At 68.0% G+C, this 15,320-nt stretch carries 12 protein-coding genes; 6 read left to right on the top strand and 6 right to left on the bottom strand.

Annotation, left to right across the window (positions count from 1 at the left end):
• Positions 1-5: 5 nt before the first annotated feature.
• A complete protein-coding gene (locus tag BLU38_RS30590; protein WP_091531441.1) occupies positions 6-1,088 on the bottom strand; it encodes a DNA polymerase domain-containing protein in 1,083 nt (360 codons plus the stop codon).
• A gap of 140 nt (positions 1,089-1,228) precedes the next feature.
• Between BLU38_RS30590 and msrB the strand changes: the two genes are divergently transcribed.
• Positions 1,229-1,717 (top strand): peptide-methionine (R)-S-oxide reductase MsrB, encoded by a 489-nt coding sequence (gene msrB / locus BLU38_RS30595; RefSeq protein WP_091531445.1) that lies wholly within the window; start codon positions 1,229-1,231, stop codon positions 1,715-1,717.
• A gap of 72 nt (positions 1,718-1,789) precedes the next feature.
• Here the strand turns inward: msrB and hemQ are convergent, their stop codons facing one another.
• The 3 genes from hemQ to hemE all read right to left on the bottom strand — a co-directional run bounded on the left by hemQ (position 1,790) and on the right by hemE (position 5,108).
• On the bottom strand, positions 1,790-2,473 hold the full coding sequence (gene hemQ, locus BLU38_RS30600; protein ID WP_331715058.1) for a hydrogen peroxide-dependent heme synthase: 684 nt from the start codon (positions 2,471-2,473) through the stop codon (positions 1,790-1,792).
• 83 nt (positions 2,474-2,556) lie between these two features.
• Entirely contained in the window at positions 2,557-4,029 is a 1,473-nt protein-coding gene (gene hemG / locus BLU38_RS30605; protein ID WP_091531448.1) for a protoporphyrinogen oxidase, read from the bottom strand.
• Positions 4,026-5,108, bottom strand: a complete 1,083-nt coding sequence (gene hemE / locus BLU38_RS30610; protein WP_197679931.1) for a uroporphyrinogen decarboxylase — start codon at positions 5,106-5,108, stop codon at positions 4,026-4,028. The genes hemG and hemE overlap by 4 nt, the downstream gene beginning before the upstream one ends.
• A gap of 70 nt (positions 5,109-5,178) precedes the next feature.
• On the opposite strand from hemE, the gene BLU38_RS30615 reads away from it, so the two are divergent.
• From BLU38_RS30615 to BLU38_RS30630, 4 genes are all read left to right on the top strand, one after another.
• Positions 5,179-5,790, top strand: a complete 612-nt coding sequence (locus BLU38_RS30615; protein ID WP_091531452.1) for a DUF3000 domain-containing protein — start codon at positions 5,179-5,181, stop codon at positions 5,788-5,790.
• Entirely contained in the window at positions 5,787-7,190 is a 1,404-nt protein-coding gene (locus tag BLU38_RS30620; protein ID WP_407939634.1) for an HRDC domain-containing protein, read from the top strand. Before BLU38_RS30615 ends, BLU38_RS30620 begins: the two co-directional genes overlap by 4 nt.
• Positions 7,191-7,304: 114 nt before the next feature.
• Positions 7,305-8,522, top strand: coding sequence for a thiolase family protein (locus BLU38_RS30625; protein WP_091531455.1), 1,218 nt, complete (start codon positions 7,305-7,307; stop codon positions 8,520-8,522).
• The gene (locus BLU38_RS30630; protein ID WP_091531459.1) at positions 8,522-10,651 is read left to right on the top strand and encodes a 3-hydroxyacyl-CoA dehydrogenase NAD-binding domain-containing protein; all 2,130 of its coding nucleotides are present in this window, start codon (positions 8,522-8,524) and stop codon (positions 10,649-10,651) included. Before BLU38_RS30625 ends, BLU38_RS30630 begins: the two co-directional genes overlap by 1 nt.
• Before the next feature lie 494 nt (positions 10,652-11,145).
• Here BLU38_RS30630 and dxs read toward each other — a convergent pair whose 3' ends face one another.
• Together dxs and BLU38_RS30640 are read right to left on the bottom strand one after the other, a co-directional pair.
• Positions 11,146-13,077: a 1-deoxy-D-xylulose-5-phosphate synthase gene (gene dxs, locus BLU38_RS30635; protein ID WP_091531463.1), complete on the bottom strand. Its 1,932-nt coding sequence runs from the start codon at positions 13,075-13,077 to the stop codon at positions 11,146-11,148.
• Positions 13,078-13,217: 140 nt separating this feature from the next.
• On the bottom strand, positions 13,218-13,613 hold the full coding sequence (locus BLU38_RS30640) for a hypothetical protein (protein WP_091531467.1): 396 nt from the start codon (positions 13,611-13,613) through the stop codon (positions 13,218-13,220).
• Between the two features lie 135 nt (positions 13,614-13,748).
• Between BLU38_RS30640 and BLU38_RS30645 the strand changes: the two genes are divergently transcribed.
• A complete protein-coding gene (locus BLU38_RS30645; RefSeq protein ID WP_091526996.1) occupies positions 13,749-14,375 on the top strand; it encodes a superoxide dismutase in 627 nt (208 codons plus the stop codon).
• The last annotated feature ends 945 nt before the right edge of the window (positions 14,376-15,320 follow it).

Raw genomic sequence — 15,320 nt, forward strand, 5'->3', positions numbered from 1 at the left:
CGGGGTCAGTCGGCGATGCGGTTGCCGTCGGCATCCCAGTGTTCGGCGACCTTCTTGCTGGGCTGCACCCGGGGCGGTTCGCCGGGCATCTTCGGATAGTCCGGTGGGAAGTTCAGCTCGCCGCCGGGAAGGGTCTCCCACAGCTCGAGCAGTGGCGCAAGGTCATAGGCCTGGTCGTCCATCTCGGCCCACGGGTCACCGTCGGACAGATAGTCGGCAACCGTGGTCAGATTGAAGTCCCGGGGATCGTCCACCTCGGCCAACCGTTCCCAGGTCATCGGGGTGCTGACCGGTGCACCCGGCCGAGCCCGCAAGCTCCAGGCGCTGGCGATGGTGCGGTCGCGGTTGTTCTGATTGAAGTCCAGGAAGATCCTGCTCCCTCGTTCCTCCTTCCACCAGGCGGTGGTGACCCCGTCATCGCGGCGTTCCAACTCGCGGCCGAAGCCGATCGCGGCGTGCCGCACCTCCTCGAACGAGTGCTCGGGGCGGATCCGGACGTAGATGTGGATCCCGCGGTTGCCGCTGGTCTTGGCGAAGCCCCGCAGGCCCAGCTCGTCCAACAGGTCACGGGCCACCGCGGCCACCCGTCGGGCATCGGCGAAGGTGGTGCCCGGCTGCGGATCGAGATCGAGCCGCAGCTCGTCGGGGCGATCGACGTCCAAGCGGCGGACCGGCCACGGGTGGAAGGTGATCGCGCCCATCTGCGCGGCCCAGACCAGATCGGCCGGCTCGGTCGGGCAGAGCTCGTCGGCGGTGCGCCCGCTGGGGAACCTGACCTGCACCGTCTCGACATAGTCCGGAGCGCCCTTCGGCAGTCGCTTCTGGTAGAAGCCGTCGGCGTTGCGGTCCTGCGGGCCGGTCGCCAGTCGCATGCCCTCGCGCCACCCGTCCGGCCATCGTTCCATCGCGGTCGGTCGATCACCGACGGCACGGATCATCGCCTCGCCGACGGTGACGAAGTGCTCACACACCTGCAGCTTGGTGAGCGCCGGGGTCCTGTCGGTGGCCTCATAGACGACCCGGTCGGGACTGGAGACCCGAACCTCGCGGTCCCCCGCGGTGACGTGAGCAGCTGCGGTCTTCGCCATGGCGTCCAACCTATTGGTTCCGGTCCGCCAGGAGTCGTGAACCGCCGGATCGATGACGCACCGATGACGCGTACGCTGATGGGGAACGTCCGGTCGCCCGTCGCTGTTGCAACGGTTGCACCGACCAAGGAGGAACATCGATGACCACCGAGCAGAACCCGACCACGACCGATCAGCAACCGCAGGTCGAGGAGCAGTCCGCCGCACAGAACAGCAGCCCGGCGGCGGCGGTCGGCAAGATCGTCAAGTCCGAGGAGGAATGGCGCCAGCAGCTGAGTGCCGCCGAGTTCCATGTGCTGCGCGAAGCAGGCACCGAACGGCCGTTCACCGGTGAATACACCGACACCACCGCGGCCGGCGTCTACCGCTGTCGGGCGTGCGGGACCGAACTCTTCCGCAGCGATGAGAAGTTCGAGAGCCACTGCGGGTGGCCGTCGTTCTTCGCGCCGCTGGCCGAGGACCGGGTCCGCTACATCACCGACACCTCGATGGGGATGCGCCGGGTCGAGGTCCGCTGCGCAGCCTGCGACTCGCACCTGGGCCACGTCTTCGAGGGTGAAGGCTACTCCACCCCGACCGACCTGCGTTACTGCATCAACTCCATCAGCCTGACGATGGACCCCCGGTAGTCACCCGACTGCCGAAAGTTGTCAGAACGTGGTTGCGCCACCGCGCGCCACGTTCTGCCGACTTGGAGGGGTTCACCAGCGGGAGACGATGTCGGCGAGTTCGCGGCGGCGGCCGGTGAAGAACGGGATCTCCTCGCGGGTGTGCCGCCGGGCCGGGGCCTTGCGGAGTTCGCGCATCAGGTCCACGATCCGATGCAGTTCGTCGGCCTCGAAGGCCAGCATCCACTCATAGTCGCCGAGCGCGAAGGACGCCACCGTGTTGGCCCGGACATCGGGATAGGGCCGGGCCATCATGCCGTGTTCGGCCAGCATCGTGCGTCGTTCCTGATCGGGCAGCAGATACCACTCATAGGACCGGACGAACGGGTAGACGCAGGCGTAGTCCTTCGGCTCCTCGCCGGACATGAAGGCGGGTACGTGGCCCTTGTTGAACTCGGCCGGCCGATGCAGCGCGGCCTGCGACCAGACCGACTCCAGACCGCTGCCCAGCTGCGACCGGCGCAGCGCGTGGTAGGCCTCCTGCAGCACCTCGATGTCCGGTGCGTGCCACCAGACCATCAGGTCGGCGTCGGCGCGGAGCGCGGCGACGTCGTACCAGCCGCGGATCGCCAGGTCCTCGCCGTCGACGGCCTTCTCGATGTCGGCCAGCGCACTGCCGGCCAGTTCGTCGGCGGCGCCGTCCGGCCGCACCGCCAACCGGAACACCGACCACATCGTGTAGCGGATCGTGTCGTTGATCTCCCGTGCCTTGGCCACAGTTCCCTGTCCTGTCTCGTCGCTACTACTGTTCTCCGGTCGCTACGGACCCAATCTACTACCCTCGGTAGTACGGGCTGCGGTCACAGGTCCGCCACGGCCCGCCGCGCTGCTGCGATGCAGGACGGCAACCCGACGCCGTCCAGGTACGCACCGGCCACGGCGATCCCGCCGACCGCGGCGACGGCCGACCGGATCGTCTGGATCCGATCCCGATGACCGACCAGGTATTGCGGCAGTCCACCGCCCCAGCGCTGCACCCTCGTTCGCAGTGGGCGAGCCGACTGCCATCCCGGGACGGCCCGCGCCTCGGCAAGCGTTCGTCGCGCGAGTTCATGATCATCGACCTGCAGCAACTGTTCTTCACCGAACCGGCCGACGCTGGCTCGGACCACTGCCGTGCCGGCACCGAAGCCGGCCGCGGCACGGTCGGCGATCCAGTCCCACTTGTTGCTGGAATAGGTGAAGGCCTTGATCGTCGGCAACTCCCCCGGCGGCACCAGCAGGCCGGAGCCGGACAGTTCGGCGTCGGCCAGGACGAAGGTGATCACCGCCATCGACGCGTACGGGATCTCCGCCAGCGCGGTGGCGGCCTCCGGCGCCAGCGCCCGCAGCAGCCGGGCGGTGGGTGCCGCCGGCGTCGCCAGCACGACCCGGTCGGCCGTGATCAACTCCGGCGCCGGGACCGGCCCGGTCACCAGCGTGAATCGGCCACCGTGATCAACGCCGGGCTCGCGACGGATCTCCCGGACGGTGGTCGACGAGCGGATGGCCACTCCCCGTGAACGAAGATCATCTTCCAGGGCGGTGATCACCCCGGACACGCCCCCGATCAGGCCCGCGAACACCGGCGGCGCGGAGCCGACGGATTGATCATTACTGCGTTTGGCAGCCGCTGCCACCTGCTGCGCGGCAGCCAACAGGGACCCGCCCTGACGGGCAGCGGCGAACAATCCCGGATGGACCGCCTCGAAGGACAATCGCCGGGATTGTCCGGCGTACACACCGCCGAGCATCGGCTCCAGCAGCCGATCGGTCACTTCGTCGCCGAAACGGTCGGCCACATAGGATCCGATCGAGACGTCACCGGCCAGTGCGGGTGCCTCATGATCAACTTCAGCTCGGGCTCGGCGGAGCCCGGCATCGGACAGAAACCCGCCGAGCGCCTCCAGGTCTGTCGGCACGCCCATGTTGCTCGGCGGCAGCGGCGTGATCCGGCCGTCCAGGAAGGCTTGTGCCCGTGCGGTCGTCGGATGAACGCGGTGATCATCGAGACCGAGCGCGGTGATCAACTCCAGTCCTTCGGGGCGGCGGGCGAGCATCGATTCCGCGCCGACGTCGACGGTGAACGGGAGCGCAGGGTCACCGCACCGTCCGTCGACAAGGTCCGGCCCTTGGTCGAGGTCGGCCGGGTCGTCCAAAGCGAGCCGATGCAGCTTGCCGCCCAACCGCGGAGCGGCATCACAGACGATGATCGTGTCGGAGGTCTCGGTTGCGAGCTGGTGGGCGGCGGACAGTCCGGAGATGCCGGCCCCGACCACCACCGTCGCGGTCACCGGGCGACCTCGGCCCGCAACGCCGGCCCTTCGGTGTGCACCAGCTCGACGATCCGGGTCAGCACGTCGGGATCGGTGGTCGGCGGCACCCCGTGGCCCAGGTTGAAGATGTGGCCAGGCGCCTGCGCACCGGACCGGATGACGTCGCGGACCCGGTCGGCCAGCACTGGCCAGGGCGCAGTCAACAGCGCCGGATCGAGATTGCCCTGCACAGCGTGATCAGGGCCGATCCGCCGACTCGCCTCGGCCAGCGGAACCCGCCAGTCCGCACCCACCACGTCCGGACCGGCCTCAGCCATCGCCGGCAGCAGCTCGCCGGTGCCGACACCGAAGTGGATGCTCGGCACGCCCAGCTCGCGGACCCGGGACAGCACCCGCGCGGAGTGTGGCTGCACCTGCTGCCGGTAGTCGGCCGGCGCCAGACTGCCGGCCCAGGAGTCGAACAACTGGACGATCCGAGCACCGGCACCGATCTGAACGGCGAGGAACTCCGCGGCGATGTCTGCCAGCCGTGAGCACAGGTCGTCCCAGAGCTGCGGATCGGCCAGCATCAGAGCCTTGGTCCGCGCATAGTCGCGACTGGGCCCGCCCTCCACCAGGTAGCTGGCCAGGGTGAACGGTGCCCCGGCGAACCCGATCACCGGAGTCTGCTCTCCCAACTCGGCCACCAACTGCCGGATCGCCTCGGCGATGAAGTCCACCGATGCCGGATCCAACGGCCGCAGCCGGTCCAGTCCGGCCCGGTCCCGGATCGGGTCCGCGATCACCGGACCGGTCCCGGGGACGAGGTCCAGATCCACGCCGACGGCCCGCAACGGCACCACGATGTCGCTGTACACGACGGCGCCGTCGACCCCGTAGCGCCGGACCGGCTGCAACGTGATCTCTGTCACCAGATCCGGTCGGGCACAGGCTTCCAACATCCCGACGCCGTCGCGTGCGCGGTGGTATTCCGGCAGCGCCCTCCCCGCCTGACGCATGAACCAGACCGGCAGTCGGTCACCCTGTTGTCGCGCGGCCGCAGCCAGCAGCGGCGGCACGTTCGAGACGGCGGAGGATGGGCTCGGATCAACAGACACGCAGTGAATCTTTTCACGAGCGGCGCGTCGAGACGATCCGGTGTGGGTGCGGCGGCATAGGCTCAGTGATGTGGGTGTGAACCAGGAGCGGGCGTCCGCGCCGGACGGCTTCCGCAAGGTCGTTGCTGAGCTGCAATCGGCTTCCTGGCGCCCGGAATTGCAGATCGAGGAGATCCCGGCGCCACAACGTATCGCACCGCATGCCGCTGCGATCACCGCCGATGTCATGGTCGGCGGCGATGAGGTCGGCAGCGGACGGCTGGTGCTGCTGCACGATCCCGCCGGTAACGCGGCTTGGGGTGGCACCTTCCGCTTGGTCACCTTTGCCCGCGCGGAGGTCGATCCGGAGATGGTCACCGATCCGCTGCTCGGGTCGGTCGGCTGGAGTTGGCTGATCGATGCGCTGACCGACAACAAGGCCGGATTCCACTCCCCGAGCGGCACCGTCACCTCGGTGTCCAGCGAGTCCTTCGGTGGGATGGCCGAGGAGCCGCCGCGCGCCGAGGTCGAGATCCGCGCCTCGTGGACCGCCGAGATCGAGGACGGCGAGCCGCTCACGCCGCATCTGACCGCGTGGGCGGAGATGTTGTGTACGACCGCCGGGCTCCCTCCGCTGCCCGACGGCGTGGTGCCGATCCCGTCCCGACGCACTCCGGCGGGCCGGAGTGGTCGAAAACGGTGACCTCTGACGACGACGTACGGATCCTGAAGGAACCCGCAGACGGGCTCGGCGAGGTCATCGTCGATCTGCCCGGTCTGCGCTCAGCGATCACGGCGTTGTCCGGCGGTGACGGGCCGGTGGCGATCGACGCCGAGCGTGCACACGGTTTCCGCTACAGCCAACGCGCCTACCTGATCCAGCTCCGCCGGCACGGCGCGGGCACGGTGCTGCTGGACCCGATCGCCCTGGCTGCGGTGACGGCGGAGGAGCCGCAGACCAGCGCCCGGAAGATCGCGGCCGCCTCTCCCGGATCGGCGACGGCCGGCGCCGGGACCGATCCGACCCGGTCCGCCGACTCCCAGTCGGCGGCCTCAACCACAGCGGGCAAGGGTCGCCGCCAGCGCCCGTCGCGGCAGGCCGCCACCGCTCCCGCGGACCTCAGCGGTATCGCCGACGCGATCGGCGACGCCGAATGGGTGATCCACGCCGCCACCCAAGATCTGCCCTGCCTGGTGGAGATCGGACTGGTTCCCTCCCGGCTGTTCGACACCGAGTTGGCCGGCCGGCTGCTCGGGTATCCCCGGGTCAACCTCGGCACGTTGATCGAGGAACTGTTCGGCGTTCGGCTGTTGAAGGAGCACTCGGCTGCGGATTGGTCCACTCGGCCGCTGCCCCGGGATTGGCTCAACTACGCCGCACTGGATGTCGAGCTGCTGGTCGAGCTGCGCGATGCCCTGGCAGCACAGCTGGTCGAGACGGGCAAGGATGAGTGGGCCCGGCAGGAGTTCGGTTGGCTCGCCGCCCGAGCGGCCTGGCCGGCGGAGGCGCGACCCGACCCCTGGCGACGGACGTCCGGCATCCACAAGGTACGCAACCGGCGCGGACTCGCGATCGTCGCCGAACTGTGGCGGGTCCGGGATCAGATCGCCCGCCGCAACGACAAGGCACCGGGACGGGTGCTGGCCGATTCCGCGATCACCGAGCTTGCCGCGTTGCGCGATGTCGGCCCCGACTCGGTGGGCACCGTACCGTCCTTCCGACGCCGGCCGGCCAACCGCTATCGGACCAATTGGGTCGGCGCGGTGACCCGGGCACTCGAGCTGCCGGAGTCGGAGCTGCCGCCGATGCACCGCCATTCCGAAGGGCCACCGCAGCAGGCTCGACAATGGGCGAGCAAGGACCCGGCGGCGGCCGACCGGCTGCACGCGGTCCGCGATGCTCTGACCGAGAAAGCCGAGGAACTCGAACTCCCGGTGGAGAACCTGCTCACCCCCGACCACCTCCGGCGATTGACCTGGCGCCCACCGAAGGACCCCGACGAACGCGCGGTCAACGACATGCTCGGCGGTTTCGGCGCGCGGCCGTGGCAGCGGGAGATCGTCGTCCCGATCATCACACCACTGCTCCAGGCAAGCTCCTGAGGCCTGTCGAAGGACCGAGACGCAACCACGCTGTGATGCCCCTTCGACAAGCTCAGGGATCTTTGGCCCTGACGGCACTTTCGTTCGCTTGTTACTCGTGAGTAATATGACGGCATGCCCAGAACCTCCCGGGAGGTCGTCTACGTCGACGGCGTCCGTACCCCGTTCGGTAAGGCCGGGTCGATGTACGCCGAGACGCGTGCCGACGATCTGGTGATCAACTGCATCCGCGAACTGATCCGTCGCCACCCGGAACTGCCGCCGGAGCGGGTCGACGAGGTGGCGATCGCGGCCACCACCCAGATCGGTGATCAGGGTCTGACCATCGGCCGCACGGCGGCCTTGCTGGCCGGTCTGCCGCGGACCGTTCCCGGCTTCGCGATCGACCGGATGTGCGCCGGCGCGATGACGGCGGTGACCACCACTGCGTCCGGGATCGCCTTCGGCGCCTACGATGTCGCGATCGCCGGCGGCGTGGAGCACATGGGCCGGCATCCGATGGGTGAGGGCATCGACCCCAACCCGCGGATCGTCGCCGAGAAGCTGGTCGACGAGTCGGCCCTGATCATGGGCAACACCGCGGAGAACATCCACGACCGCTACCCCGCGATCACCAAAAAGCGCACCGATTCCTACGCCGTGCTCAGCCAACAGCGGGTCGCTCAGGCCTACGCCGACGGCATCATCCAGGAGTCCCTGGTACCGACCGCGCTGCGCAGCAGCGAGCTCGGCTGGGGGCTGGCCACCCAGGACGAGCCGCCGCGACCGGGCACCACGGTCGAGGCGCTGGCCGGGCTGCGAACCGCGTTCCGGCCGCACGGCCGGGTCACCGCCGGCAACTCGGCCGGTCTGAACGACGGCGCCACCGCTTCCCTGCTGGCCGCCGAGGACACCGCCGCCGAGCTCGGCCTGCCGGCGGCGATGCGACTGGTCAGCTACGCCTTCGCCGGTGTCGATCCCGAGGTGATGGGCGTCGGTCCGATCCCGGCCACCGAGAAGGCACTGCAGCGCGCCGACCTGTCCTTCGACGACATCGGCGCGATCGAGATCAACGAGGCGTTCGCAGTCCAGGTGCTCGCCTTCTGTGATCATTTCAAGATCGACGACAACGACCCGAAGCTCAACCCGTACGGCGGTGCGATCGCCCTCGGCCACCCGCTGGCCAGCTCCGGTGTCCGGCTGATGATCCATCTGGCCCGCAGCTTCCGCGACAACCCCCAGATCCGCTACGGACTGACCACGATGTGCGTCGGGCTCGGGATGGGCGGCACGGTGGTCTGGGAGAACCCGTTCTACAACAGCGCTTCCGGCGCCGACGAGGGAGCAGCCTGATGTCCGACGACCTGCAGAAGTTGATCGACGACGCATCGGCGCTGACCGACGACGAGGTGGTCACCAAGGCGTTCAGCCGCGACGTCGCCCTCCCCCACGGCGCGGGCACCGCGGTGTTGATCACACTGGACAACGGCCATGATCACAAACGTCCGAACACGATGGGACCGCGGAGCCTCGGCGAGCTGAACGCCGCCATCGATGCTGCGCTCGCCCGCGACGACATCGCCGCGATCGCGATCACCGGCAAGCCGTTCATCCTGGCCGCCGGCGCCGACCTGTCCGGCGTCGCGAAGATCACCAAGGCCGAACACGCCGAAGCGATCGCCCGGATCGGGCACGAGGTGTATGCCAAGCTCACTGACTCGCCGGTGCCGACGTTCACCTTCTACAACGGGTTGGCTCTCGGCGGCGGCCTGGAGATCGGACTGCACTGCCACTACCGGACGGTCTCGGCCGTCGCACCGGCGCTCGCGCTGCCGGAGGCGTTCCTCGGTCTGGTGCCGGGTTGGGGCGGGGCCTACCTGCTGCCCAACCTGATCGGCGCCGACAAAGCGGTCACGGTGATCATCGAGAACCCGCTGAACAACAACCGGATGTTGAAGGGACCGCAGGCCTACCAACTCGGTCTGGCCGACGCGATGTTCGACGGAGCCGACTTCCTGGAGCGGTCGCTGGACTGGGCCGGTCAGGTCGTTGCCGGCACCGTCACCGTCGACCGTCCCGAGCCGGATCGAGGGGCCGCCTGGGACGAGGCGGTCGCACGCGGCCAGGCGATCGCCGACGCGAAGGTGTCGGGCGCTGCACCGGCTCCGTACCGGGCCCTGGAGCTGATCGCCGCGGCGAAGGACGGCGACCGACAGGCCGCCTTCGCCCGCGAGAACGCCGCGCTCACCGACCTGATCATGTCCGACGAACTGCGGGCCGGGCTGTACGCCTTCGACCTGGTGCAGAAGCGGGCCCGCAAGCCCGCCGGCGCGCCGGACTCGTGGCTGGCCCGTTCGGTGAACAAGGTCGGCGTGGTCGGTGCCGGTCTGATGGCCAGCCAGCTGGCCATGCTCTTCATCCGTCGGCTCAGCGTGCCGGTGGTGATCAGTGATCTTGATCAGGCGCGGGTCGACCGCGGGATCGGCTACGTCCATGCCGAGATCGACAAGCTGCTGAGCAAGGGCCGGATCGATGCCGACACCGCCAACCGGTTCAAGGCGTTGATCACCGGCACCACCGACTTCGCCGACTACGCCGACTGCGACTTCGTGATCGAGGCGGTCTTCGAGGAACTGTCGGTCAAGAAGGACGTCTTCGGCCGACTGGAGAAGCACGTCGGCGAGGAATGCATCCTGGCCACCAACACCTCTTCGTTGTCGGTCTCGGAGATGGCCGCCGATCTTGATCATCCCGAACGGGTGGTCGGTTTCCACTTCTTCAACCCGGTCGCGGTACTGCCGCTGCTGGAGGTGGCCCGCGGCAGCAAGTCCGATGACGCCGCCGTCGCCACCGCGCTGGCGGTGGCCAAGAAGCTGAAGAAGAACGCGGTGATCGTCTCCGATGCACCGGCCTTCGTGGTCAACCGGCTGCTCACCCGGCTGATGGGCGAGGTGATCGCCGCCATCGACGAGGGCACCCCGATCGAGGTCGCCGACAACGCACTGCAGCCGCTCGGGCTGCCGATGACGCCGATGGTGCTGACCCAGTTGGTCGGACCGGCGATCGCGTTGCACGTGGCCGAGACCCTGAACGCCAAGCTCGGCGATCGATTCGCCGTCTCGGACAACCTCAAGGCGCTGGTCGCCTCCAAGCGGTCCGGCGTCTACGACTGGGATGAGAACGGCACGCCGTACGTGCCCGACGAGGTGAAGGAGCTCTTCACCGTCGGCGACCGGCCGAGCACGCCGGAACAGATCCTCGATCGGGCCACCTCGGCGCTCGCCGAGGAGATCGGGCTGATGCTGACCGAGAAGGTCGTTGCCGCACCGATGGACATCGACCTGTGCCTGATCCTCGGCGCCGGCTGGCCCTTCCACGACGGCGGTATCACCCCGTACCTGGACCGGACCGGAGTTTCGGAGAAGACCGTCGGCCAACGGTTCCTGCCCGCCGGCGTTGCCAGCGTCGCCCGGACCGACTGAACGTCACACACAGGCACCGCGAATTCAGAACGGCGCCGCCGGCGGCTCCCCCAAGTCTCCGGCGGCGCCGTTCTGTCATCTTCTCTTCCGTCGCTCCCTCAGCCCATCGGGACCTGAGCTTGTCGAAGGGCTGGGTGCCTGGTTGGGATTTCGGCCCGTCGGTTGGGTTTCCGCCCAGCATCGCGGCCGGGTTACGTTGCGGCGGTCGGGTTGCGTGTCGCGGCCGGCCGCGACGCAACGCCCGCCACACCCGAAACCCAACCGACGGGCCGAAATCCCGGTTGCCGCTCGGGTGCGGGCTCCGGTGTCGCCTTAGCCCGGCCGGCGCGCCGAGAACCGGTTTGCTCGTCGGCTACCGCAACGTCGCAACGTCGGCCACGGCCGATCAATCCGGTCGCGGTGAAGACCAGCGGCTAGCCGAACCGGCGTGGCTGCCGGCACATCCCCGACAGGCCCTGGACGTCCAGCGCTACCGGTGGAACCGATTCGTCCGGTCAGGCGCTGGGGCGTTGTTGATCTTGGAGGACGTCCTCGGCAGTCATCGGGCGGGCGTGGCCGAGCAGCTGTTCCAGGGTTGCTCGGGCGATGTCCTGGGCCGAGAGGCCGATCTCGTCCAGGATCTCCGCGCGGCTGCCGTGTTCGAGGAATGCCGGCGGGACGCCGAAGTTGCGTACCGGCGTCGGCAGCCCGCGGGTGCCGAATTCCTGGGCCAGCCGTGCTCCGCAGCCACCGACGACGCCGTTGTCCTCGACCGTGATCACCAACTGATGGGACGCGGCCAGGTCGATCAGGGCCGGGTTGACCGGCAGGGCCCAGACCGGATCGACGACGGTCGCCGCCACTCCCTGATCGGTCAGCCGACGACCGACCGCGAGCGCCGTCGGCACCATCGCGCCGTATCCGACGATCAAGACGTCGGACGGTTCGGCGACCGAGCCGGCAAGCACATCGACCCCGTTCACGGACTCGATCGCCCCGATATCGGCCGGCACCGCGTCCTTGGAGTAGCGCAACACCGTCGGCGCGTCGTCGACGCTCACTGCACGACCGAGCGCTTCACGCAGCCGGGTCGCGTCGCGTGGTGCGGCCAAATGCAGACCGGGCACGATCGGCAGCAACGACATGTCCCAGACCCCGTTGTGGCTGGCCCCGTCATTACCCGTGACGCCGGCGCGGTCGAGGACGAAGGTCACGCCGAGCCGATGCATGGCGACATCCAACAGCAACTGGTCAAATGCCCGATTGAGGAAGGTCGCGTACACACCGAAGACCGGATGCATTCCGCCCATCGCGAGGCCGGCAGCCGAGGTCACCGCGTGTTGCTCGGCGATGCCGACATCGAACGTCCGCTCCGGGAAGGCCTCGGCGAAGCGGTGCAGCCCGGTGGGATACAGCATCGCGGCAGTGATGGCGACCAGCCGATCGTCCCGGCGACCGAGTCGGACGAGTTCCTCGCCGAAGACGTCGGTCCAGCTCGGCCCCTTCGACCCGGCCAACAGCTCGCCGGTGATCTCGTCGAACTTCCCGACGGTGTGGAACTGGTCTTCGACGTTGTTCTCCGCGGCCGGGTAGCCCTTGCCCTTCTGGGTGATGACATGCACCAGAACCGGGCCGCCGAAATTCTTGGCCTGCTGCAGCGCTCGCTCGACTGCGCCGATGTCGTGCCCGTCGATCGGGCCGACATACTTCATCCCGAGGTCGGCGAACATCCCCTGCGGAGCAAGCACGTCCTTCAGCCCGGTCTTCACACCGTGCAGCAGTTCATAGGCCGCGCTGCCGACCAGTGGTGCCCGGGTCACACTGCGGCGGACCAGGTCGAGCACCTGCTCGTACCTCGGATCGGTGCGCAGCGTGGTCAGGTGGTTGGCGATCGCACCGACGGTCGGCGTGTAGGACCGGCCGTTGTCGTTCACGACGATCACCACCGGCAGGTCCTTGGCTGCGGCGATGTTGTTCAACGCCTCCCAGGCCATCCCTCCGGTGAGCGCGCCGTCACCGATCACCGCCACCACGGTCTGATCGTCGTCGCGGAGCCGGATCGCCTTGGCCAGGCCGTCGGCATAGGACAAGGAAGCCGAGGCATGCTGGTTTTCGACCCAGTCGTGTTCGGACTCGGTCCGGCTCGGGTAGCCGGACAGCCCATGGCGCTGCTTCAGGGTCGGGAACCGGTCGCGCCGACCGGTGAGGATCTTGTGGACATAGCTCTGGTGGCCGGTGTCGAAGACCATCGGGTCCTGCGGCGAGTCGAAGACCCGATGCAGCGCGATGGTCAGCTCGACGACACCGAGGTTGGGACCGAGGTGGCCGCCGGTACGGGAGACGTGGTGGATCAGGAAGGCCCGGATCTCCTCACTCAGCCGTTCCAGCTGTGCTGCGGAGAGCCCGCGCAGGTCACGCGGCTGATCGATCGTCTCCAGCAAGGACATGGGCCCGAGTTTACGTGGGACGGGTGCCCGGGGTCGCGCCGGTTCGGCGGCTCGCGCCGAGATCTCAGGACATTAATAGGGTCGTCACCGACATCCTTCGAGAGCGGCCTTTCGTAAACGGCTCGGCGGCCCCGGAGCGGTCAGGTCGGCCTTGTGTTCCATCTGCCGGCCAGGGTCGGAACGAACTGCTCGCCCGAGAAGGCACGCCGCAGCAGGTCCACCTCCCGTACGACGCGGATCAGTCGGGCCGACTCGGCCTGCCAGACGTCGACGGCCGCATCGACCACCGGCTGGTCGAATCGGTCGCCGAGGTCGGCGCGCACCAGCGCCAGCCCGTCGTGGGCGGCACGCTGTTGGCCCTGGACGCAGCGTTCGGCGAAGATCGCCAGCACCAGCGGATGTCGGGCGAACAGAGCCTCCCGCCGAAAGTCCGGTGGGCAGCAATCCAGCAGATGCGCGATCGCCTGCCGTTCCCATCCCTCTACCCCCGGTGGTCGAACCGTCGCCGGCCAGCCGGGCGGCACCAAGGTCTCCATGCATCCTCCCTCAATCGCTCTTGTGTTCGATTCTAGGGATGATTCCGTCCGCCGACAAGACGGCCGCTTGCCCTCAACCGTTGTTGAAGTTGCAGGATGGGTAGAGATCAAGGCAACACCACGAGAGGACTGAAGATGGCTGCCTACGAGCTTCCCGATCTGCCGTACGACTACGGAGCACTCGAGCCCCATATCTCGGGCAAGATCATGGAACTCCACCATGACAAGCACCACGCCACCTACGTGAAGGCGGTCAACACCGCCCTGGACCAACTCGCCGAAGCCCGCGACAAGAACAGTCTGGGCACCGTCGCCGGCCTGGAGAAGGCCCTGGCCTTCAACCTCGGCGGCCACGTCAACCACTCCGTCTTCTGGCCCAACCTCTCCCCCGACGGCGGCGACAAGCCCACCGGCGAACTCGGCCAGGCCATCGACGAGTTCTTCGGCTCCTTCGACGGCTTCCGCGCCCACTTCGAAGCCACCGCCACCACCATCATGGGATCGGGCTGGGCCATCCTGGCCTGGGACAGCCTCGGCCAACGACTCAACATCGTCCAGCTCTACGACCAGCAGGGCAACCTGCCCATCGCCCAGGTCCCGATCGTGCTGCTGGACATGTGGGAACACGCCTTCTACCTGGACTACCAAAACGTCAAGCCCGACTACGTCAAGGCCTGGTGGAACGTGGTCAACTGGGCCGACGCCCAAGAACGCTTCACCCGCGCCACCCAACAGACCAAGGGCCTGATCATCCCCAACTGATCACGACCTGAGGCCCCCGAGCTTGTCGAAGGGCCCTGAGCCTGTCGCAGGACCGTGGCCCCGACCACCAGATCGGAACCACGGACACAACCCCTCCGACACGCTCAGGGCCCTTCGTGATGTCCCGGGGCGCTTCGGACTTTCGACTCTTCGACAACCGTTGGGCGGCGATGCAATTCACCACGATGAACTCCTCATCGTCATGCTTGCTGGCCGGGCGGCAGACATTTCCGGTATTCGACGCCCCCATTCCGGCGACTGAGCCGCAGCCGGCACCATCACCGATCAAGGTGCGCGCCAATGCGAAGTCGCATCTTTGTCGAGCATTCGAACGCGCCAGCCGACGGCGTTATCCCACGACCACATCAACGACAGAAGGAAACTCTTCACCGATACCCTCTTTCGCACGCCCACCTTCCGGATCCGCCGCATGACAGCCGACGACCAACATACGCAAGTTTTCCTAGCGCTCGGACACGAGTCGTCATTCCTCCACCACGCCACTCCACCACGTTTCGCTCATAGGGCCGGACGGTGCGTTCTCGCAGTCTCGACCACAGAAAGAGCGGCGAACTCCACTCCACGAGACAGCGATAGCAACAAGCATCCCTGGCGACCAGATGCATCAGTGCCAGTACGAACAGCGGATCCGACCTACGCCGCCATGCCGGCCGAGTGACAGAACCCGTTCAATTCAACGAGGCGGTGCGCGCAAAGCTATGCCCGCAGGAACGGATCGGCGTCCGCCCGCACAGCAAGTCACCCGAAGGAAATCCAGATGACCTGATCACCTTGGCATTCAACGATTTCCCCGCCGCTACCTGCCGCCCCTGTCGGCAAGCGTGAGTTTGCGATCGGCGGACGAGCGCGGACTGTCAGCCAGCGACCGGTTCCTCGTACCCGAACGGGATGCAGCCGACCGGACCTACGCTCTGCCAGCGACCG

The sequence above is a fragment of the Microlunatus soli genome (assembly GCF_900105385.1).
In the GTDB taxonomy this organism is placed as follows: domain Bacteria; phylum Actinomycetota; class Actinomycetes; order Propionibacteriales; family Propionibacteriaceae; genus Microlunatus; species Microlunatus soli.

Excerpts from the sequence above, each read along its gene's own strand:
- msrB (WP_091531445.1), top strand. The coding sequence starts at position 1,229 with ATGACCACCGAGCAGAACCCGACCACGACCGATCAGCAACCGCAGGTC.
- BLU38_RS30630 (WP_091531459.1), top strand. The coding sequence starts at position 8,522 with ATGTCCGACGACCTGCAGAAGTTGATCGACGACGCATCGGCGCTGACC.
- BLU38_RS30640 (WP_091531467.1), bottom strand. The coding sequence starts at position 13,613 with ATGGAGACCTTGGTGCCGCCCGGCTGGCCGGCGACGGTTCGACCACCG.
- BLU38_RS30645 (WP_091526996.1), top strand. The coding sequence starts at position 13,749 with ATGGCTGCCTACGAGCTTCCCGATCTGCCGTACGACTACGGAGCACTC.
- BLU38_RS30625 (WP_091531455.1), top strand. The coding sequence starts at position 7,305 with ATGCCCAGAACCTCCCGGGAGGTCGTCTACGTCGACGGCGTCCGTACC.
- BLU38_RS30590 (WP_091531441.1), bottom strand. The coding sequence starts at position 1,088 with ATGGCGAAGACCGCAGCTGCTCACGTCACCGCGGGGGACCGCGAGGTT.
- dxs (WP_091531463.1), bottom strand. The coding sequence starts at position 13,077 with ATGTCCTTGCTGGAGACGATCGATCAGCCGCGTGACCTGCGCGGGCTC.